Here is a 19,875-nt window from a genome sequence, read left to right as displayed (position 1 = left end):
CTTGGCACGGGCATCTAACCGTCGTTGCTGAAGTGACGCGAAGTCGTGGATGGCCAGGACAAGCCGGGCCATGACGCAGTTGCAGTCACCCATGCGCAGCCTCTTGAATTGACTTGTCTCATTCCGGTCAGCCTCGAAGGGCGAGGCTTAGGCCCATCCTATTTCGGACAGGGCAGCAAGCAAGGTTTCGGTCTTCGCTCCCGTGATGGAGTCCGGGCCGACAAACGCTCGACGGATGATCCCTCGTTGGTCGAGGACATAGATGGCCGGCATCGGCAACATCCAAAAGGAGAAGCCATGGGGAGCGCAGAGATCGAGTCCGCGCCGCAAGAGATGGCTCTTTACGTCCGCCGGCACCACGGACAACAGGCCGAACGAAAGGCTCACCCCAAGATCTAGGTCGGAGAGGATTTCCAGATCCAGTCGGCGGTCGCGTTTGAAATTGCGTAGCAAGTCCCCAGTCTCGGGCGTTATCGCAATTACTCTGGCGCCAGCAGCGCGGATACTAGGGATGGCCCCGTGAAGAGCGCGTAGACCAGCTGCGCACATTGGGGACCAAGTCCCGTAAACGAAGGTGACAATCAACGGTGCAGTTTGTCGCAATTCCAAAGATGAAACGAGCCTTCCATTTACCTCGGGGAGAAGGAAATCGGGGGCAAGAGCGTTCGCCTTCAGGGCGCCGTCAGGAACGCCCGCCTCTCGCAGCCATGATGAAACCATCCGGTCGGTTCGGACGTCCAGCGTGCGAAAGCCACTCAAGGTCTCCGCGGGAGGGTCCATCGGCGTACTGACGGGACGTCCCTTCGAAACTTTGGCGCCCATTCTGGTTCTCCCCGGTACCCCTCGCGGCACCTGTCCGCGTATGTTTCTTCCATGGTGACCGAGCGTTCTGGAAAACGAAAATTCAACTTTGGAATGGTAACCGTCGACGAATAATCGTTAGGAATAGTCGCCGGCCCCAGTATCGCGATGCGCGCGGGCAGACGAACAAGTAGGCAGCAGCTTCCGTTGAGGAGGTCACGACTCTTTCACCGCGCCAGGGCTCCTTCACGCCGAGCGACACGATCGAGGAGAGGCAATAGCCAAGCGTCGAGCTGGACGAGCTGTTCGCCAAGATTATCCTCCGAACCGACACCTGATCGCTGCACGAGGCATTGGGTTCGATTTGCGGAGCGCGTGCCCTATTCGGCATTTTTGTCAAGAGTGCTTCTGCAAGATGCAGCCGCGAAGCCACGACAATCGGTGAGCAAGCCAACCTCTTCAGTCGAACATCTGTTGCTGATAACGTATGCCGCGACCGACAGAGGTGCCTTCTAGCCCGCGCGGCGTTGAGGGAGACCGACGTAACCAAATTGAGGTTCGCTTGCCCGGCGCTTCAAAAATCAGAGTTGGTGAAGTGACGCCGCGCGCCAAATAGGTCGGAGCCGGGATATCCAAAAGTCGCAGCCCTGCTCCGCCAAAAGTCTAGTCCCGTTTTGCCTTTTCTGTCAGACATGCAAACGCGAGTGCAATTGGGGACTTCCGTGTCGCAGGGCAGGCTCACCTCGCATCGCTTGTAGCAGCTTTCGGGGAGGATCTGCCGCTCGGCCCGGCGCGACGCCCTACTCCCAAAACAGGCACAGCGATCGCGCAACGGTATGGATGAATGCAGTCCTGAATCGGAGTTCGAATTCCATGGGTCCAGCCAATGATGACCAGTTGACGCCACGCGTCAAATTCCAGCAGACGGGTGAAGCGATGGTGGAACGCCGCCGACCACTTTCGCCCTCCACGCCGCGACCCGAGCTCCAGCAAGCTCCTTTATGCAAGAAGCTTGGAAAGCCACGCGATTGGCGCCACGGCCCTGAAGATCGGCAACAACTTTCAAGATCACGAATGTTGCTGCCGATAGCTCAATCTCCGATCATTGTTGGCGACCATGAGCCGCTCATTTTCGACCCAATTCGCCAATTGGATGATCAGGTGCCGGCGGACTTGATCCACCCCGTTGTTGAAATTTCTCCTCGCGAGGCAGTGGCACGCCTCACCCTAACAGGGCACGGCATGACGGCCGAATCTGTGCGATCCACAAGCCGAGGCAAAATCCAACATCAGTATCGGGCTCCAATGCATATGCTCGTCATGTACGAGAAGGGGGAGCGCCGCGATGGAGAAACATTTGTGGAAGGTTTGCCGCCATCAGCGCTCCGGAACCTCGGGCGGAAGCTGACATTCGTTCCTGCGGGCCGCGAGTTTTACGATTGGCACGAGCCGCGCGGATCGCAGATGCAGCTCATGTACTTCTACTTCGACCCTGAGAGGCTGAAGGCTCTTTCTAAACGTGGCATCACCGGCCTGCCGGACTCCCCACGCCTACTATTCGAAGACGAAACGCTATGGAACACCGCCCTCAAGCTGAAGACGTTCGTCGATAGCTCTGCAGGAGACGCGGTCTACTTCGAGAGTCTCGGTAGTTTGCTCATGCATGAAGTCGTGCGTTTCACTTGCGGGATGCCCAGCATTCAACGTCAACTCCAAGGTGGTCTTGCACAGTGGCAGCAACGGCTCGTCACCGCCTACATCCAGGAACATCTCAATGAGCGGATACCGATTGGCACGTTGGCGCAGCTCGTTCGTCTTAGCCCGTATCATTTCTGCCGGGTGTTCAAGCAATCTCTTGGAATGCCGCCTCATCGGTACCAGACCAAACGTCGCGTTGAACAGGCCAAATTACTGCTGGCAAACCGCGCAGGCTCTATGACGGAAATCGGTCGGGCGGTCGGCTTCAGCAGTCGTAACGCGTTCGCCACGGCGTTTCGGAAGGCGACGGGAATTGCCCCCGTGGATTACCGCCGAAGCGTGGCTCCTCCGATAAGGGTATGAATGAATTGCGGCGTCGCGCTCAACTTTGCCATTCGAAGGTAGCGGCGTCTCGGTGTCACATTGCGATGAGGACGATCGGGCTTTGGTGCCCGTCAAGAAAGCAAGTCACGGGCCTTAAGAAGGCATGCATCTGCCGCTGGTGGCGAAGAGAGGCAGAAGCCCATCGCGGGACTTCGGCAAAGCGACCGAAAGCAAGCGGCGCTGGGAAACGGACCCGCCCAGAGCGATCCTAGGACGTTTCGCAAATCTGTAGCTGCTGATGGGTGGGTGCGAGACTAGGTCGATTGTCCTCATCACCCCTGTTTTAGTCCGACCGATGAAAAGTTAGACCACCTTCACGCGCAAACGATCGCGTTCCACGCTGGAACTCGCGGAGCGTCATTTGTTGAATGGTCTTCGTGAAGATGATATTTTTACACGGAATCGTCGGTTTTGGGGGAGTATCCCATGGCGCAGCATTCAATTCAAAAGCGTGCGGTAGCCGAGGAGCCAACCATCGTCGTCGTTGACGACGACAACGACTTCCGCGCCTCACTCGGGGACCTGTTCAACTCGGTTGGCTTCAAGGTCAAGATGTTTGGCTCGGCAGCGGAGCTGCTGCAAGGCGAATTGTTGCCCGACGCGGTGAGCTGCCTCGTACTTGACGTCAGATTGCCGGGCCTAGGCGGTCTCGATGTCCAAGCCGAGCTGTCGAAAGTGAACGCTTCCATTCCCATCATCTTCATGACCGGCCACGGCGACATTCCGATGTCGGTCAGGGCCATGAAGGCAGGCGCTGTGGATTTTCTAACCAAGCCATTCCGCGATCAAGACATGCTGGATGCAGTCACGATCGCGCTCGAGCGCGATCGGACGCGGCGGAAGACCGAGCAGTGGCTCACGGAATTGAAGTCGCGTCTCGAGCGATTAAGCGCGCGCGAGCGAGAGGTGCTGGCTCTCGTGACGACTGGCTTAAAGAACAAGCAGATCGCTTTTAAGCTAGAGATAGCTGAGATCACTGTAAAGGCGCACCGCGGTCATGTTATGCAGAAGATGGGTGCGCAATCGCTAGCCGAGCTTGTCAAAATGGCGGAGACGCTCGGTATAAAGTCGGCCCGGTCTTAATCGCTTCCTGCTTGCACGTGCGTGCATCAGCTAAGAGGGTTATTGTTTGCGCAAATCAACTGACGGCTTTAATCGCTTGCCGCCAGGCCCTGCTGCCGCGTCGAGCGCAACGACCCGACATCAGCGCACGCGTTCGGACGTGGCCCAAACTGGGCTGAACTATTCAGATAGTCTGCATCGATTATTCCAAAGTATAGCATCGGTTGTTCCAAAGCGTAGCACCGCCAGTCCATCGTCTAATCGCCAGTTCAGACCCTCGTCGTTACCGTCCAATGGTGTCCGCGCAGTGCGCTTCATGAGATGGACACGGAACGCGAGATGCGGCGGGCCACCTCCCCAGGAACGAAGGTGGGGATATGTCTAGCGAGATTCAAATTTCGATCATCGATGATGATGACCAATCTCGCTCAGCCTTAGCGGGTCTCCTGCAAGCGATCGGATTCACGACTGAGACCTACTCATCGGCAGTGGAGTTTCTGGCGTCTGGAAACTTGCGCGATAGCTCCTGTTTGATTGTTGATGTCCACATGCCGCGCATGACTGGGACTGAGTTGCATAGCCGCTTGGTAGGATCCGGCTATAACATACCAACGGTTCTGATCACCGCTTACCCCGACGACAGCGCGCGAGCTCGGGCTCTGGATCAGGGCGTCGTTGGCTACCTGACCAAACCCATCGACGAAAAGGTTCTACTCGGATGCGTCGAATTGGCTCTACAGCGCGCGAAATCAGATGAAAATCCGTAATTAGCAATCGATCGGCTGCCGCGCAGGAAACGTTCCCTTCAGCTCGAAAATCGTTGCTCTTTGAACGGGTCCCCGTAAATGTGAAATCCGTTGAATTCCCACAAGCCCGGCGATTCGCGATCCAAAAACTGGATCCCGCGCACCCATTTCACGCTTTTATAACCATACAGGTTTGGCACCACGAGCCGGAGCGGGTAACCATGCTCGGCCGTAAGGGGTTCGCCGTCATGCCGCAAGGCGAAAACCGTCGTCGGGAGCAGAAAGTCCGAGATTGGCAGGTTCGCCGTGTAGTTGTTCTCGCCATGGATCATCACGTGCCGCGCCTCTGGCCGCAACGTCACTCGCTTCATCAATTCTGTGGCGAGAATTCCTCCCCAACGGTTGTCGAACCGGCTCCAGCGCGAGACGGAGTGTAAGTCCGCAAATACTTCGCTTTGAGGCAGTTTGCAGAGCTCTTCCCAGGAAAGTCGCAGCTGCTCCTCTACCAGGCCGAACACGCGAAAATCCCAGGTCGTGGGAGCAAAGAGCGGCACCGAGCCCACATGCAGCACCGGCCACTTGAGCGTCAGCGACTGTCCTGGGGGCAGCCGCCCAGCGTCACGCATCTCACGCTCCCGTTCGCGTCGCTCGTTCGATTGCACAAATCGCTCCACCGCAAAAGGAGTAGCGCGGCCTAGTTGGCGCACGTAGTGATTTTCGGGGCCTGAAAAGCGTCACCCGGGTTGCCTCGGACATCACCGAACATGGGTTTCTGGTACACCACATTCCGAGAAGCGAACTACCAACACGCTAGTCCCCGAGGCGGCGAGGGGGAGCCTCACTGCTCCCCGTCACCGCTCTTGGAGTTAGAACCACTTGCAGGCTCGGAGAGTAAGCCAGGAACAGTCTTGCTGGTGTTGTGTCGGAAAATGTTGACCGCTCCGATCACTTCGTCCTCGTCGTCACGAATTGGAAACACATTTACGAGCGCCAGAAGACGATAACCGTTTGGCTGCTCGCAAATTACATCGGCGTTCCGAACGGTGGCGCCGTTGTTGACCACCACGGAAGGTGGCGCAAGCTCGTGCGGCATCACTTCTCCTGAGGGGTAACGAAGCAGGTGTGACCCGCAAAACTTTTCCGAGGTTCCCAAGGACGGCGTCCGTCCCCAACCCGCGATTGCAGCTTTGTTGCACTTAACGACGGTGGCATCCTTCTCAAGGACGTATATCCCTACAGGGATAGAATCCATTGCCGCTTGGTCTGCAAGAATTCCTTTTGCGACGAGGTGGCCGTCGACGAGTTCTCCCCGGAAGTCGATCTCGTCGAAGTCACCATCCAAAATCATCGTGCTTGTTGCCAAACCACTATGTGTCACGCTGGTTGCCATTTTCAACTTCCTTTGCGCGATGGAGTCAGAAGACGATCGAATTTCATGTCCCGTTTATCCCGCATGTCAAGAGGACACTTCAGACTACGCAGGAAGACTCTATCTTGCGGAACTCTCAAGTCCTGAGAGACGGGCTTCGCGAAGGCTAGCCGCCACATTTCGGTAGCAGGACTGTGAGCGAAATGATGGGAGCGGCGAGGACGAGGGATAGCCCGTGACCTGGGCGGAGCGTGAAAGGTCGCGGTGAAGCGCGGAACCAGTCACTTTCCCAATTGGAGACCTAACGAGCTGCGGGAGGCGGCGCTGCGGGCATGCCGGAAGATCGCCTGAAACCACAATCCAAGAAGGGCTCGGCTTATGAGCAAACGCCTACCGGAGGTTAACCTGTCTGCCTTGGGCTCATCTGCTCAGAGGCTCGGTGGAAGTGAACGCACTTGTCTGATGAGCGGAGTGCCGCTGCGTAGAATGTTGTCGACGAAGAGACCCAGAAAGTTCCAGGTCGTCCGAAAGATTGGACCAACTCTTTGTCTGGCGCGGCCACAGATATCTCGTTGCAGTTGACATCCTTCTAGCGTCCTGTCCAAATCAATACTCCGAGGTCGTGATGCCCGTGGCGACAAGAATGTCACCTATCCCGGGGCTGTCGGGGTACGTGCTGGTGCCCCTGCGGAAAAGCGCGGATTTTACCCTTTACCGCGGCCGGAAACACGATGACCCCTCGTCGGTCCTAGCGATCGCACTCTTTGAACAGCCGTCGCCTCAAAGTATCAGGCGGCTTATGCACGAATACTCGATCGCCGCCGAACTCGATCCCGCTTGGGCTGCCAAGCCTCTGGCCATTACGCGTCACGAAGGGCGGACGATCCTCCTACTCCAGGACCCCGGCGGTCAGCCGCTGGATTGGATTCTTGAGCGTGACCATGGGCAACCGCTAGATGTGACTCGGTTCCTGAGCATCGCTATTGGGCTGGCAAGAACACTGGGTCAAGTCCATCAGCAGGGCCTCATCCATAGGGATATCAAGCCTTCGAATGTCCTCGTCGACGAGACCGGTAACGCATGGCTCACCGGATTCGGGATTGCGTCCCAACTTCCGCGCGAGCGCCAGTCGCCCGATCCTCCCGAGTTCATCGCGGGAACGCTCGCCTACATGGCACCCGAGCAGACGGGACGAATGAATCGCTCGGTCGATTATCGGAGCGACCTTTACTCGCTTGGAGTGACTTTTTATGAAATGTTGACCGGGACTCTTCCATTCACGGCCTCCGAACCCATGGAATGGGTGCACTGTCATATCGCGAAACAACCAGCCGCACCCAGAGCGTGGGTGGGAACCGTACCAGTCTCGGTCTCCGCGATCACGATGAAGTTGCTCTCCAAGACCGCGGAGGAAAGATATCAGACAGCGGTGGGAGTTGAGAGCGATCTTCGGCGCTGCCTATCCCAGTGGGAGTCCCACGGGTGGATCGATGACTTCACTCCTGGCGCTTACGATACCCCGGATCGCCTCATCATCCCCGAGAAGCTGTACGGGAGGGACCGCGAAGTTGACACTCTGCTGACCGCCTTCGACCGCATCGTTGGCGGTGGCCGAGCCGAACTGGTGCTGGTCTCCGGATACTCTGGAATCGGAAAATCCGCAGTCGTCAATGAGCTCCATAAATCACTCGTGTCGCCACGCGGCTTGTTCGCGTCGGGCAAATCCGACCAGCACAAGCGGGATATTCCGCACGCCTCCCTGGCCCATGCGTTTCAGAGCCTTATCCGGCGGCTCCTCAGCCAGAACGAGGAAGATCTGCACAAATGGCAGGGCGCAATTCGTGAGGCGCTGGGTCCGAACGGACTGCTCCTCGTCGATCTCGTCCCGGAATTGCGGCACGTCATTGGCGACCAGCCGCCAGTGCCCGAATTGCCGCCGCAGGAAGCGCAGAGACGTTTTCAGACCGTCTTTCGACGGTTCATCGGCGTGTTTGCGCGACCTGAACATCCGCTTGCGCTCTTCCTCGATGACATGCAATGGCTGGATGTCGCCACACTCGACCTCCTCGAAGATCTGCTAACACGCAACGATTTGCAGCATTTATTGCTCATTGGTGCGTATCGGACCAATGAGGTCAATGCCAACCATCCGCTGGTACGTAAGCTTCAAGCGATTCGTCAGGCCGGAGCCGCAGTGCAGGACATCGTTCTCACACCACTCAGTCGCGACGATCTAGGTAAACTGCTTGTGGACTCCCTTCACTGCCAACTGGAGCCCGCCGCCCCACTGGCAGACTTGATTTACGAAAAAACCACGGGCAACCCGTTCTTTGCAATCCAGTTCATTTCTACTCTGGCGGACGATCGCCTGCTGACATTCGATTACCGCGCGCGCCGTTGGATATGGGACCTGCCCCGCATTCGTGCCAAAGGCTTCACGGACAACGTCGTAGAGCTGATGGTCGACAAATTAAAGCGCCTTTCGCCAGAAACTCAGAAGATACTGCAGCAGTTCGCCTGCATGGGCAACACTGCAGAGTTCGAGATGCTGCGGATTGGGTATCAGGGCTCCGTCGACGACATGCACGACCATCTCTGGGAAGCGGTGCGATCGGGCCTGATCTTCCGCACGGACAATTGCTACGGCTTCCTGCATGACCGCGTGCAGGAAGCGGCCTACTCGCTTATCCCGGCGGAGCTGCGTGCCGAGGCTCACCTCCGCATCGGAATGCTCCTCGCTGAGCATACGCCCTTAGAAAGACGTGAGAAGGCGATATTTGATATCGCCAATCAACTTAACCGTGGCTCTCACCTTATCAACTTTGTCGAGGATCGCGAGCGCGTCGCAGAATTGAATCTGATCGCAGGTCGGCGCGCGAAACTTTCGACAGCATACGACTCCGCTCTCATCTATCTCAGGGCAGGCCGCGCCCTTCTTACAGAAGAGACTTGGGAACGCAATTACCGGCTTATCTTCTCGATCGAGTATCTGACAGCCGAGTGCGAGCTGCTGACCGTCACGGTTGGTCTCGCTGCCGGGGATCCACTCGCGGAAGTGCAAGAGGAATGCGAGAGGGGCTTGGCATTTGCGAGGCGGGTGCGCTTCGGTCCGCTCATCGAGCGCTGCGGAGCACAACTTGGTTTGATCCTCACCCTGCGCGGGCTGACTGAAACGTTCGGCTGCCTGGATCATGAGCGATATAGTCAAGTCGATACCGAACGCCGCTTGGCCAACAGCCCGGATCTCGTGCTCTCGGAGTTCTATTACTGGACGCGAAAGCTGCAGGCGCATTTTTTTGCCGGAGAGCTTGCGGCGGCGGTCGATGCATCGCGGCACGCGGAGCCCCTGCTTTGGACGTCGGCGGCAACGTTCGAGTCGGCGGAGTATCGCCTCTATGCCGCGCTGGCGCATGCGGCGATGTGGGATCACGCCCCACCGGAGCAGAGGCCGGCGCATTTCGCATCTGTACTTGAGCACCACCGGGAACTCCTGGCGTGGGCGGAGGTCAACCCCGAAACCTTCGAAGATCGCGCCGCCTTGGTCGGCGCCGAGATCGCCCGCATGGAGGGCCGAACACTGAACGCTCAGGAGCTGTACGACAAGGCGATCCGCGAGGCTCGCAAACACGGATTCGTGCACATCCAGGCAATCGCCAACGAGATTGCCGCGCGTTTCTACGCGGAGCGCGATTACAGGAAAATCGCGGCAACCTATTTGCGGGCCGCGCAGGGCTGCTATCAGCGCTGGGGAGCCGATGGAAAGGTTTGCCAACTCGAGAAACTTTATCCGCAGCTCAAACTGGACGAGTCGACCCCGAATTCCACGGCGACGATAGTGACACCCTTCGAGCAACTCGATTTGGCAACCGTAATCAAAGTTTCGGAAGCGGTGTCAGGCGAAATCGTCTTCGAGAAGTTAATGAACACGCTCATGAGTTCGGCAATCGAACACGCAGGCGCCGATCGAGGTCTCCTGATTCTTCCCCGAGCCGACAAATATCAAATTGAAGCAGAGGCCACAGCCAGCGGTGACAACGTGACGGTGGTCCTGAAACAGGCGCGCGTCACGACCGCAGATCTGCCAAACTCGGTGTTTCACTACGTGCTTCGCACAAAAAAAAGCGTTCTGCTGCACGATGCGTCCGGTCAGAATTCGTTTTCAGGGGACGACTATATTCGCGACCGTCGCTCGCGCTCAGTGCTCTGCCTGCCGATACTTAAGCAGACCAAGTTGATTGGCCTGCTGTACTTGGAGAACAACCTTACGACTGCCGCGTTTACGCCTGCTCGAATGGTAGTCCTCACACTGCTCGCTTCCCAGGCCGCTATCTCAATAGAGAACGCCAGCCTGTATCGCGAACTAGCCGAGCGGGAGGCCAGAATCCGACGGTTAGTGGATGCCAACATCATCGGAATCTTCGTCTGGGATGTTGACGGTAGGATCATCGATGCCAACGACGCTTTTCTCCGCATCGTCGGATACAGCCGCGACGATCTCGTCTCTGGCCAACTGCGCTGGCGGGACCTGACACCCACGGAATGGAGCGATGCCGACGACCGACGACTAGCCCAGCTGGAGGCGACCGGGACCACGCAACCCTACGAGAAGGAGTACTTCGTGAAAAACGGCAGCCGCGTGCCGGTGCTGGTCGGGGCAGCGACCTTCGGAGAGCGATCCGACCAAGGCGCGGCCTTCGTGGTAGACTTAACTGAGCGCAAGCGGGCGGAGGAGAAAATTCGCGAAAGCGAACGGCGTTACAGTGAGGTGCAGATGGAGCTCGTGCACGCGAATCGAGTTGCAACAATGGGGCATCTCTCGGCTTCGATCGCCCATGAAGTCAACCAGCCGATCGGGGCGACGCTCAACAATGCCTCTGCGGCGTTGCACTGGCTGAGCAAAGAACCAGCAGATCTGGATAAAGCTCGGGACGCTCTCAACCGGATCTTTGCTAACGGCAATCGCGTCAGCGAGGTTGTCGGCCGGATACGAGCGCTTTTCAAAAAAGCACCTCTACGGAAAGAAGACGTGGACATCAACGAAGCAATCCTTGAGGTGATCGCCCTGACCCGCGGCGAAGTCGTGAAGAATGGCATTTCGGTGCAATCACACCTCGGGGACGGTTTGCCGCTCATTCAAGGAGATCGGGTCCAGCTGCAACAAGTGATAATGAACCTGATCATCAATGCCGTTGAAGCATTGAGCTCGATCAGCGAGGATCCGCGAGAACTGGTGATCACCACTGGTAAGGGCGAGCCGGACGGCGTGCTGGTAGTACTGCGGGATTCCGGGCCAGGTCTGAGTTCACTGGGTCTGGAGCGCATCTTTGACGCCTTCAACACGACAAAGCCCGGCGGCTTGGGGATGGGCCTATCGATCTGCCGCACCATCATTGAAGCGCATGGGGGACGACTGTGGGCCACCGCCACTCAACCTCGGGGCGCGACGTTTCAATTCACGCTGCCCGCACGGTCAAATCAGGCCTCGTGAATTGAACAGTTTGCAGCGCGTCTGCAACGGACCGGATCGCTACCGGCGTCACGAATTGTGATATCAGTCCCACGTCTGTTCTGTTGTGCGCAGATGGTGCAGCGGATTCATCTTAGCTCGTATGTGGCGCATTAAGATGGCCAATACGCCAGGGGTGGCCGGATCGAAACAAATCACAGCGCCATGTATTCCTAACGGAAGAACTCTGGGCTGCACGCACTGGAGTTCCGCTGGCGCCGCTAGCGCGCTATTCATCATTTAGGAGGTCGTCATGCTCGTGGCTTGTTCCTTGGAACGGCTCATGTCCATCTCCTTCCACGTTCAGCGCAGCTAAGGAGCGACGAGTCTGAGCACTCGGATTGCGGCGACGTCGGGTTGGCCACGGCGTTGAGTGAGGTCGCCGGGAGCGCCTCAGAAATCGTCAAGCACCGCTCTCCGTGACAAAGAATGCCGAGCTACGTGTCTGGCTTGATCGTTCAATGCCCGAGATCGACAAAGCAGAGGCGAAGTTCAAGAGAAATGCCGATATTGTGTTGCCGCATGGGAGCGGTGATCGGAAGCATTGACGCGCTAACCTGACCACCGTCGCCGTTGCCGGCCTCGTGCGCGGTCATTGCATTCGCTAGGTCCGGTCAACGCCGGAACAAGTTCGATTTGGCAAGCGAAGAGCGCAAAGTACGTTCCTTAATTATGAATATCAGTGGCGTGTGTCGCACCGCAGCGAACCCGTCTTAACGGGCGCTCGCGCGGCCCGAACAGCGCGACCGATACTCACCTCTATACTACGGCGGATTGTTCGAGCCATTTGGGTCGAGCTGGTGTCCAGACCTCTGAGATGTGGGCACGCAACGGATGCCGGCGTCATAAAACACGCGCTCAACAAACCGCAAGAATGAGAACGCCGTAACAAGAACTGCGCTTCACGCAGCGATTAACCCGCTCTATCTGTAGTCCGCAAGAGCATCAGGCTTAGCAGCGACAAGGAGAACAATGATGCCGGCGATATTCACAGCGACTAGTGGCGACGATGTGACCGTCACATGCACCAAGCCCTATGTCGACACTCATGGCCGAGGCTACCGCAAGTTCAATCAACATGAGCCAAAAGCTGATACCACCAAATTGAGGGTAGGAGAACTACAGCGACGGCGATATTGCCAATGCCGGGAAGGATGGCGTGTCGGTCCTGTTGTACGCCCTGCTGGACAAGTCACTCCGCGGCTTGGCGTCACCTGAATTCAGAAGTCTAGCCGGAAACAGCACAATGGAGACCACCAACGTCAGGGCCATCGCCATAGACGGGATATCGGCGATGGTCGCTTTGCAACCGATCGGCAGATGGACACGACGCGCACCGCGCAAGGCGCAAAGTCGATGCTCTGGTCCGCGCGACTGGAGATTGTTGGTGCCCGACGTGATCCGACCATTTGATCGGATCAGGGTTCAAAGGAGCTGCATTTTTCTACGCTTCGCCGAACTGTAGTTCCCTATCGCAAGGATGGACGTTTCCCCGATGCCATTGCCCCTCCACGACACTCACTCTCTTCTGCTGTCAGGTCATCGAGCCGGATGTGAGACGGCTTCCCGGTCGATGTGATGACAAGTGTGAGAAATGCGGAGAAGCGACCCACGATCCCACGACCATTTGTCCGGCCCCGGAAAGTGCAGTGGATAGGCTGTGATGCACGCTCCGAGTGACATATTCACACTTTAGCTGACCAAACAGACGATGACTCCAATGACGGCGAATTCAAGGTCGCACCAGTACGTCGAGATCCGAGCGAGGCAATGCAACGTTCGTACGATTGGACGCGTCTTTGGGACGCTCAAAAGCTGATGGCTTGGTCCGCAACGCTAATTCAAAGCAGTGTCGGTGAGGAAACGTTCCGCAAGACGCGGGTCGAGAATGCCGAGCCGGCACACAATACCTGTTTCCTGGGAGGCTCCGCGACAAACCGTTTTATCATCACCCCTGCCCGCCCCGGCAACGAACTGGAATGGTCCGAACCACCTCAACCCTTTCGAGTATAAGTATGCAGCTGCAGTTTCATCAGGTGCGATATTTTTTAGCCCTAGCAAGGACGCTCAATTTTACGCGGGCTGCGGAGCAATGCAATGTGACCCAGCCGGCGCTGACAAAGGCGATACACAAGCTGGAGCAAGAACTCGGTGGCGCGTTGATCCACCGTGAACGTCACCTCACCCAGCTCACCGAGCTGGGCAACATGATTTTGCCAACGCTGGAGGAAATATTTGCCGCGACGGAGTCGGTACGACTTCAGGCGCGAGGCTATAAAAAGAAGACCATCGCTCCGCTGAAGATCGGGCTGGCGCCATCAATCTCCGCCGCACTCATCACGGAATTGCTCTTGGAACTCGCCAGGATCATCCCTGATCTTCGAGTCGATCTGCGCGAGGCCGATGCCAACGGGCTCGTTGCGATGCTTTTGGATGGTAAGATCAACGCCGCACTCGTCGGCGACGCGGTGGAGGTACCTGAGCGCATCAACCGCTGGCGGCTCTTCGAGGAGCGGTATGTGCTCGTCTTGTCGCGGAAACATCCGATGGCGAGTCAAACAGTTATCCCGCTTCAAAACCTTCACGAGCTGGTTTTTCTCGAAAGGGTCGGGTGCGACGTCGCAGGCCGATTTAAGCAGGCGTGTTTTGCCGACCATCCCGGCCCGACAGTTGTGCACAGGAGCGATCAGGAAAGGCACCTTCAGCAAATGGCATCCGCCGGTTTAGGGGCCATCCTGGCGCCAGACCATGCTCCCACGCTGCCGTCGCTCGCGGCTATCCCAATCGAGGGCGACCCCGTCCGGCGTGAGGTGCAGCTTTTGGCCGTGGCCGGGAGGCAGTATTCGCCGGCGCTCGACGCCTTTATCAAGGTTGCTCGTTTTCGCGACTGGACGAGTGCGCTGGACAAAACGCGGGGCTCGACGGTCGCGTCCTCCGACGCGGCGTGAATACGGGGCCGGCTGCGAGGTGCGGCACATGAGCGAGTACCGCGAAACCGTGTGATTTAGGTGACGTTAAGGCCCAGAAGCACCCAGGTACGAGTGTGAGGAGCGCGTTGGTGGTTACAGATGTTCCGAGAGAGCCAGATCAGGGCGAAGAACGCGAGTTCGTCGCGCGCGGGAATGGATGCCCACGGCATCGTCGGCCCGTCACCCCGATCCTGGAAAACCTGTTGCGCTTCGTTTGGCGGCGGCTACAGCATATCGGCAAGCTCATCCGCGTCAGCATTAACCGCCACAGTCGCAACGAGAGCTGCACCTATTACGGTCCGCAGGGATAGATCGTGTAGGGTGGGCAAAGCGCCGCGTGCCCACGATTCAAGACGCCGGTGAAGGATGGTGGGCACGGCGCAAGGGCGCCTTTGCCCACCCTACGGGCTGGTTCCTTCAGGATTTTGGATATGGACGTTTCAATCATTGAAGATCGCAAAGCCCGCGCCCGCGCCTGGTTCGAATCCTTGCGCGACGACATCTGCGCGAGCTTCGAGCGGCTGGAGGATGACGCGCCGCAAAGCCTCTATCCGGGCGAGGCCGGCCGCTTCAAACGCACGCCGTGGCGGCGCACCGACCACACCGGCGCGCCCGGCGGTGGCGGCGTGATGTCGATGATGTGCGGCCGCCTGTTCGAGAAGGTCGGCGTGCACTGCTCGACCATTCACGGCGAATTCGCCCCCGAGTTTCGCGCGCAGATCCCTGGCGCGGCGGAAGATCCGCGGTTCTGGGCCTCCGGTATCTCGCTGATCGCTCACTTACGCAATCCGCAGGTGCCGGCCGTGCACATGAACACCCGCTTCGTGGTCACCACCAAGACCTGGTTCGGCGGCGGCGCCGACCTCACTCCGGTGCTGGATCGCCGGCGCACCCAGGACGATGCCGACACCATCGCCTTCCACGCTGCGATGAAGGACGCCTGTACCGGAGCGAACGGCGCTGCCGATTACGACAAATACAAAAAATGGTGCGACGAGTATTTCTATCTGCCGCACCGGAAAGAGGCGCGCGGCGTCGGCGGCATTTTCTACGACTGGCACGACAGCGGTGATTGGGGCGCCGATCTCGCCTTCACCCACGACGTCGGCCACGCCTTCCTGAAGACCTATCCTGACATCGTGCGTCGCAATTTCGCGACGGCATGGACGGCCGAAGACCGCGAGGAGCAATTGATCCGGCGCGGACGCTATGTCGAGTTCAACCTGCTCTACGACCGCGGCACGATTTTCGGACTCAAGACCGGCGGCAATGTCGACTCGATCCTGTCGTCGCTGCCGCCGGAGGTGAAGTGGCCATGAGCGCGGGCAAGCTTCTCCCCCGGGCCATGCTGATCGACATGGACGACGGCATCCTGTCGTCCCACGGCCGGCCCGAGATCGCCTGGGCCAATGCGGACGCCTCATGGCGACTGAAGCTTGCCGAAGCCCGGCATCTGACCGTCAAGAGCGGCTTTGCCGCGCTCGCTGCCGCGGGCCACCGCGCTCTGCCCGACGATCTCGCCATGAGCCTGGCCGATCGCTTCACCAGCTATCGCGAAGAGGATATGTCCCGGGCGCGCATGATGCGATCGACAGGCTGAAGGCGCTCGGCGTCAAGCTCGCGCTGGTGACCAAGGGCGCCGCGGACACGCAGCGCACTATGCTCCAGCGGTTTGAGTCTTAGCACCACACCAGCATTCCGCGATTATCTCCGCGCCCGGAGACAATATGCATCTCCTGAGATCGAATGGCGAAGTCGAACAGACACGTCAGCCGTGGTGGTCATTTCCAAGCCAAGGGTGACCAGCGGTCGATCCTCATCATGAGGGTCGGCTCGTTCGTGTGCGGTTCCGCACTGCTGATTGTTGTACGGCAAGTCGATGGCATCGACTCCATAGCCAATGCTCATTGGACGATCGATTTTTGCTATTCCATTTTCGCTCATCTGCACAGGAACTTTAAAGATGGCGAAATCCCACACATCGAGAGCTGGACGATGAAGGCGATCGTGGTAACGGAACAGGCTGCGGGAAAGGCCGGGATGAAGCTGGCGGCGAGACCCGAGCCGCACGCGGCTATAAACGACGTTGTCGTTCAGGTTCATGCGTCGGGATTCACCTGGGATGAGCTGACGTGGCCCCCGACCTGGACCGATCGCCTCAATCGCGACCGAACACCATCAACGCCAGGGCACGAGCTCGCCGGAGTGGTCACTGCCCTTGGCTATGGTACGACGGGGCTGTCCGTCGGCCAGCGGGTGTTCGGCCTCACGGACTGGACGCGCGACGGCACCCTGGCCGAGTATGTGGCGGTCGAGGCGCGCAACCTCGCGCCGCTGCCGGGTGACGTCGACTTCACGGTGGGCGCAAGTCTGCCAATGCCGGGGCTGACTGCGTGGCAGGGACTGTTCGAGCACGGTCGTCTCCGGGCCGGGCAGAGCGTCCTCGCGCTCGGGGCTGCCGGCGTGGTCGGTTCGATGGTGACCCAACTCGCGCGGGCGGCAGGCGCCTACGTCATCGGCACAGGACGGACCTCCGACCGTCAGGCGGTGCTCGACTTCGGCGCACAAGAGTTCATTGACCTCGAGAACGACGCCCTGAAAGACGTCGGTACAGTCGATCTGGTCTTCGACGTCTTCGGTGGCGACATCGGGAAGCGCTCCGCAGCCCTGATCCGTGCCGGAGGAATTTTGGTGACCATTGCTGGCCCGCCGGAGGCACGGCCTGCCAACGGCTTAGCGGTCGATTTCGTCGTCGAGTCCGATCGTGCCCAACTGACTGAGATCGTTCAGCGGGTGCGGGACGGGCGGCTGCGGACGAACATCGGCGCCGTCTTGACCCTTGACGATGCCGTCGCCGACTTGAACCGGACCGAGCGACGCATCGGAAAGACCATCATCCGCGTACGTCCGTGAGCGACACGCGCCCACCGATGCGAGATGCATTATCATTGAGGCGATCGTTGTGACGGACCGGGCTGCGGGAACGGCCGGGAAGAAGCTGGTGGAGGAGCCCGAGCTGTAGTCGGCAATAAACGACGTCGTCATTCAGGTTCATGCGTCGGGATTCGTTCCGATTGAGCTGTCATGCGCCCTTGACCCGGACCGATCGCCGCGATTGTGGCCGACCACCGTCCATCCCTGGGCACGCGCTGGCCGGAGTGGTCACCGCTCACTGCTACGGCGCGGCAGGCGCAGTCAGTTCGCCTGTGTCGTCGGTACCGGACCGCCGCCGACTGTCAGAGAGCATTCGACTTCGGCGCGAAGGAGTTCGTTGACCTCGAGAACGACGGCATGGAGGACGTCCGATCCGGTGTTGGATGTCATCGGCGGCGACATCCAGATGCGGTCCGCAGGCGTATTCGAGCCGGAGGAACGCTGGTGACCATCGTCGGACCGGCGAGGCGCGGCCCTCTGAGACAGCGATTATCATGAAGCGGGTATTGATGCGCGGAGCTCGTGGTCAGTGTCGGAAACCCCAGCCACTCCTTCCGAACATATGAGTGTGGGAGCAAGAGGGTGCCTGGGTTTGGTGGCCAGCACCGTGTTGTACGGGTTACCGAACACAAATACCTTCGACGTGCGCCAAATGATTCGCTCCAGTTCCACGAATGTGCGCATCTTCAGCCGGTACTTCCACAACAGCATGTGTTGAATGAAGTTCCAGGTTAATCCCCACGCCAAGAATGGTAGGCGCCGATAGTGGATTGGACCGAAGCCAAGTCGGCGCATCTTGTAGACGAGAAGATTGGCGCCGACAAAATTGTAACGCCAATTCTCGAAGAAGGCGGTGACACTCAGGTAATCTTCGGTACGGCGACAATGATCCAGCGACCCCGGCGAATGGATCAGCAACCGTCCTCCCGGCTTGAGCATCCGCCAGCACCTAGCTAGCCACGCGTCCAGATCTTTGGTGTAGCCAATCGATTCCAGCGCATAGATGGCGTCAAAGTGTTCATTCGGGAGATCGAGGCTGTCGAAGTCGATGACTATCACCTGTCCACGCCCCCCAAGCCTCGCAAATTTGCGCCGGCAGATCTCCGCCTGGACAGAGGAATTGGTCACGCACACAACTTCGATATTGCTCCGTCTGGCGAGGTATTCCGCTGCCGCGCCGGAGCCGCATCCGAGATCCAGGAAGCGCATCCCGTCTCTCGGCTTCAAAAGCGCATACTCGGCCTCGTAAGGGTGCGAAAATGCCAAACGGGGGAACACACACGTGCTGTAGTTTGATTGTTCGTCGCGATACCTGCCGAACACGTCATCGTATGTGCGCGTCTCGTCGTCATGTTTCAGAAAATCGTTCGGCCTTGGTGTCCACTCGATCAGTTGGCGCTGCTCGAACTCATTTAGCTGGTGGCCGATTTTACTCGCGTCCTTCGGTCGGGTCACCAAAAGGAACAGTAGGTAATGAAACAAGTTATATGCCACAAAGGACGCGACGATGACGCCCGCTACCAACTGAGACACTAAAGCGATATTCAAGGTGTGCTCCTGTGATAGCTGCAGAAATTCTACGAACGGGCTGGAAATCACAGCAGTGCCGCATCATCTCAGAGGCAAATTTCCGGGTTGGGTCATTCGCGTCACTCTGACCGTGAGCCGCCCCTGGCGCCATTCTCCGGCAGCTGGTCGAGAGCGATTTGGAGCCAGGCCACCCAATTGCGATCACTCCGAGTTCTGAACCGATCAACGCATTTCTTGGAGCAAAGGGGGGTTCGCCACGAGTAGTGCCGGACGAGACCAAACTTGCCGTCACAAACTGCGCATCGCGCGGCTCTGCCAGATCTAAGGCTCGGAGAGCGGTGGGGCATTGTGCCTTCCTTCTGGTACTTTCGATCGAGTTGAAAAGCGGGCGGTGAAGTTGGGGGGACTTCACCGCCCTTAGACCTTCCGCGGGAGGGGGCGTATTCCACCGGAAGGCGGGAGCGAGTTGCTTTGAGCGCCGCACCCTTTAACGCATGCAGCCTAGATAGTCGCGATCAGCGATTCAATTAGACCTAGGAAATCGTCGGGCATCCAAAGTCGCCATGGAACGATACGAAGGTTCATTGCGTTCGCCCTTAAAGCCGACCAGTTCCGCAATGCATCAAAGTAAACCGCTCGAGTGGTAGAGCATGAGAGCCGGCGGGGCGGCTAAGAGCATAGCGCAGCGAAGCCTGTTCTCTTGAGAAGGGATTCGTAACCTTCACCCTAGAGAGGAGCCGCCCATGACCAACGAGGCAGTGAGCCCGCTGCGTCGGCGTGCGCATGATCGATGAGATGACGATGCGCAAGTGCGCGCCAAACACCCAACATGACCACCTTCAACTGGTCAGACAATCGCAGCGTTCCTCAGATGGT

12 protein-coding genes and 2 pseudogenes are annotated in these 19,875 nt (G+C 58.5%); 9 read left to right on the top strand and 5 right to left on the bottom strand.

The features are described from left to right. Positions 1-147: 147 nt before the first annotated feature. Positions 148-822 carry a peroxiredoxin-like family protein gene (locus IVA80_RS20590; protein ID WP_247434331.1) on the bottom strand — a complete coding sequence of 225 codons (675 nt, stop codon included), beginning with the start codon at positions 820-822 and terminating at the stop codon, positions 148-150. A gap of 852 nt (positions 823-1,674) precedes the next feature. Between IVA80_RS20590 and IVA80_RS20585 the strand changes: the two genes are divergently transcribed. The 3 genes from IVA80_RS20585 to IVA80_RS20575 all read left to right on the top strand — a co-directional run bounded on the left by IVA80_RS20585 (position 1,675) and on the right by IVA80_RS20575 (position 4,712). Then, positions 1,675-2,862, top strand: a complete 1,188-nt coding sequence (locus IVA80_RS20585; protein WP_247434328.1) for an AraC family transcriptional regulator — start codon at positions 1,675-1,677, stop codon at positions 2,860-2,862. 447 nt (positions 2,863-3,309) lie between these two features. Continuing rightward, entirely contained in the window at positions 3,310-3,966 is a 657-nt protein-coding gene (locus IVA80_RS20580) for a response regulator transcription factor (RefSeq protein ID WP_247434325.1), read from the top strand. A 356-nt stretch (positions 3,967-4,322) separates the two neighbouring features. Next, the gene (locus IVA80_RS20575; protein WP_247434322.1) at positions 4,323-4,712 is read left to right on the top strand and encodes a response regulator; all 390 of its coding nucleotides are present in this window, start codon (positions 4,323-4,325) and stop codon (positions 4,710-4,712) included. 38 nt (positions 4,713-4,750) lie between these two features. Here IVA80_RS20575 and IVA80_RS20570 read toward each other — a convergent pair whose 3' ends face one another. Together IVA80_RS20570 and IVA80_RS20565 are read right to left on the bottom strand one after the other, a co-directional pair. After that, positions 4,751-5,317 carry a sulfite oxidase-like oxidoreductase gene (locus tag IVA80_RS20570; protein WP_247434319.1) on the bottom strand — a complete coding sequence of 189 codons (567 nt, stop codon included), beginning with the start codon at positions 5,315-5,317 and terminating at the stop codon, positions 4,751-4,753. Between the two features lie 212 nt (positions 5,318-5,529). Continuing rightward, positions 5,530-6,081: a PAS domain-containing protein gene (locus IVA80_RS20565; RefSeq protein WP_247434316.1), complete on the bottom strand. Its 552-nt coding sequence runs from the start codon at positions 6,079-6,081 to the stop codon at positions 5,530-5,532. A 778-nt stretch (positions 6,082-6,859) separates the two neighbouring features. Here IVA80_RS20565 and IVA80_RS20560 point away from each other — a divergent pair. Next, positions 6,860-11,548: an ATP-binding sensor histidine kinase gene (locus IVA80_RS20560; protein ID WP_247434312.1), complete on the top strand. Its 4,689-nt coding sequence runs from the start codon at positions 6,860-6,862 to the stop codon at positions 11,546-11,548. A gap of 476 nt (positions 11,549-12,024) precedes the next feature. On the opposite strand, the gene IVA80_RS20555 is transcribed toward IVA80_RS20560, so the two are convergent. Then, a complete protein-coding gene (locus IVA80_RS20555; RefSeq protein ID WP_247434309.1) occupies positions 12,025-12,162 on the bottom strand; it encodes a hypothetical protein in 138 nt (45 codons plus the stop codon). A 1,419-nt stretch (positions 12,163-13,581) separates the two neighbouring features. Here IVA80_RS20555 and IVA80_RS20550 point away from each other — a divergent pair. The 5 genes and pseudogenes from IVA80_RS20550 to IVA80_RS20530 all read left to right on the top strand — a co-directional run. After that, positions 13,582-14,514, top strand: a complete 933-nt coding sequence (locus IVA80_RS20550) for a LysR family transcriptional regulator (protein WP_247434306.1) — start codon at positions 13,582-13,584, stop codon at positions 14,512-14,514. Positions 14,515-14,966: 452 nt separating this feature from the next. After that, on the top strand, positions 14,967-15,854 hold the full coding sequence (hemF, locus tag IVA80_RS20545) for an oxygen-dependent coproporphyrinogen oxidase (RefSeq protein ID WP_247434303.1): 888 nt from the start codon (positions 14,967-14,969) through the stop codon (positions 15,852-15,854). Beyond that, positions 15,845-16,212 (top strand): annotated as a pseudogene (locus tag IVA80_RS20540) (HAD family hydrolase); the annotation flags it as partial. The gene hemF and the pseudogene IVA80_RS20540, both read left to right, overlap by 10 nt. Positions 16,213-16,530: 318 nt before the next feature. After that, the gene (locus IVA80_RS20535) at positions 16,531-17,448 is read left to right on the top strand and encodes an NADP-dependent oxidoreductase (protein ID WP_247434392.1); all 918 of its coding nucleotides are present in this window, start codon (positions 16,531-16,533) and stop codon (positions 17,446-17,448) included. Between the two features lie 34 nt (positions 17,449-17,482). Next, positions 17,483-17,931, top strand: a pseudogene (locus IVA80_RS20530) (hypothetical protein); the annotation flags it as partial. A 30-nt stretch (positions 17,932-17,961) separates the two neighbouring features. Here IVA80_RS20530 and IVA80_RS20525 read toward each other — a convergent pair. Further along, a complete protein-coding gene (locus IVA80_RS20525; protein WP_247434299.1) occupies positions 17,962-19,017 on the bottom strand; it encodes a class I SAM-dependent methyltransferase in 1,056 nt (351 codons plus the stop codon). Positions 19,018-19,875: the final 858 nt, after the last annotated feature.

The sequence above is a fragment of the Bradyrhizobium sp. 139 genome (genome assembly GCF_023074175.1).
In the GTDB taxonomy this organism is placed as follows: Bacteria; Pseudomonadota; Alphaproteobacteria; order Rhizobiales; family Xanthobacteraceae; genus Bradyrhizobium.
The sequence above is the reverse complement of the archived record's forward strand: the minus strand, read 5'-3'. Positions and strand labels throughout refer to the sequence as shown.

Excerpts from the sequence above, each read along its gene's own strand:
- IVA80_RS20585 (WP_247434328.1), top strand. The coding sequence starts at position 1,675 with ATGGGTCCAGCCAATGATGACCAGTTGACGCCACGCGTCAAATTCCAG.
- IVA80_RS20570 (WP_247434319.1), bottom strand. The coding sequence starts at position 5,317 with ATGCGTGACGCTGGGCGGCTGCCCCCAGGACAGTCGCTGACGCTCAAG.
- IVA80_RS20550 (WP_247434306.1), top strand. The coding sequence starts at position 13,582 with ATGCAGCTGCAGTTTCATCAGGTGCGATATTTTTTAGCCCTAGCAAGG.
- IVA80_RS20565 (WP_247434316.1), bottom strand. The coding sequence starts at position 6,081 with ATGGCAACCAGCGTGACACATAGTGGTTTGGCAACAAGCACGATGATT.
- IVA80_RS20590 (WP_247434331.1), bottom strand. The coding sequence starts at position 822 with ATGGGCGCCAAAGTTTCGAAGGGACGTCCCGTCAGTACGCCGATGGAC.
- IVA80_RS20575 (WP_247434322.1), top strand. The coding sequence starts at position 4,323 with ATGTCTAGCGAGATTCAAATTTCGATCATCGATGATGATGACCAATCT.
- IVA80_RS20560 (WP_247434312.1), top strand. The coding sequence starts at position 6,860 with ATGCACGAATACTCGATCGCCGCCGAACTCGATCCCGCTTGGGCTGCC.
- hemF (WP_247434303.1), top strand. The coding sequence starts at position 14,967 with ATGGACGTTTCAATCATTGAAGATCGCAAAGCCCGCGCCCGCGCCTGG.
- IVA80_RS20555 (WP_247434309.1), bottom strand. The coding sequence starts at position 12,162 with ATGACCGCGCACGAGGCCGGCAACGGCGACGGTGGTCAGGTTAGCGCG.
- IVA80_RS20535 (WP_247434392.1), top strand. The coding sequence starts at position 16,531 with ATGAAGGCGATCGTGGTAACGGAACAGGCTGCGGGAAAGGCCGGGATG.
- IVA80_RS20580 (WP_247434325.1), top strand. The coding sequence starts at position 3,310 with ATGGCGCAGCATTCAATTCAAAAGCGTGCGGTAGCCGAGGAGCCAACC.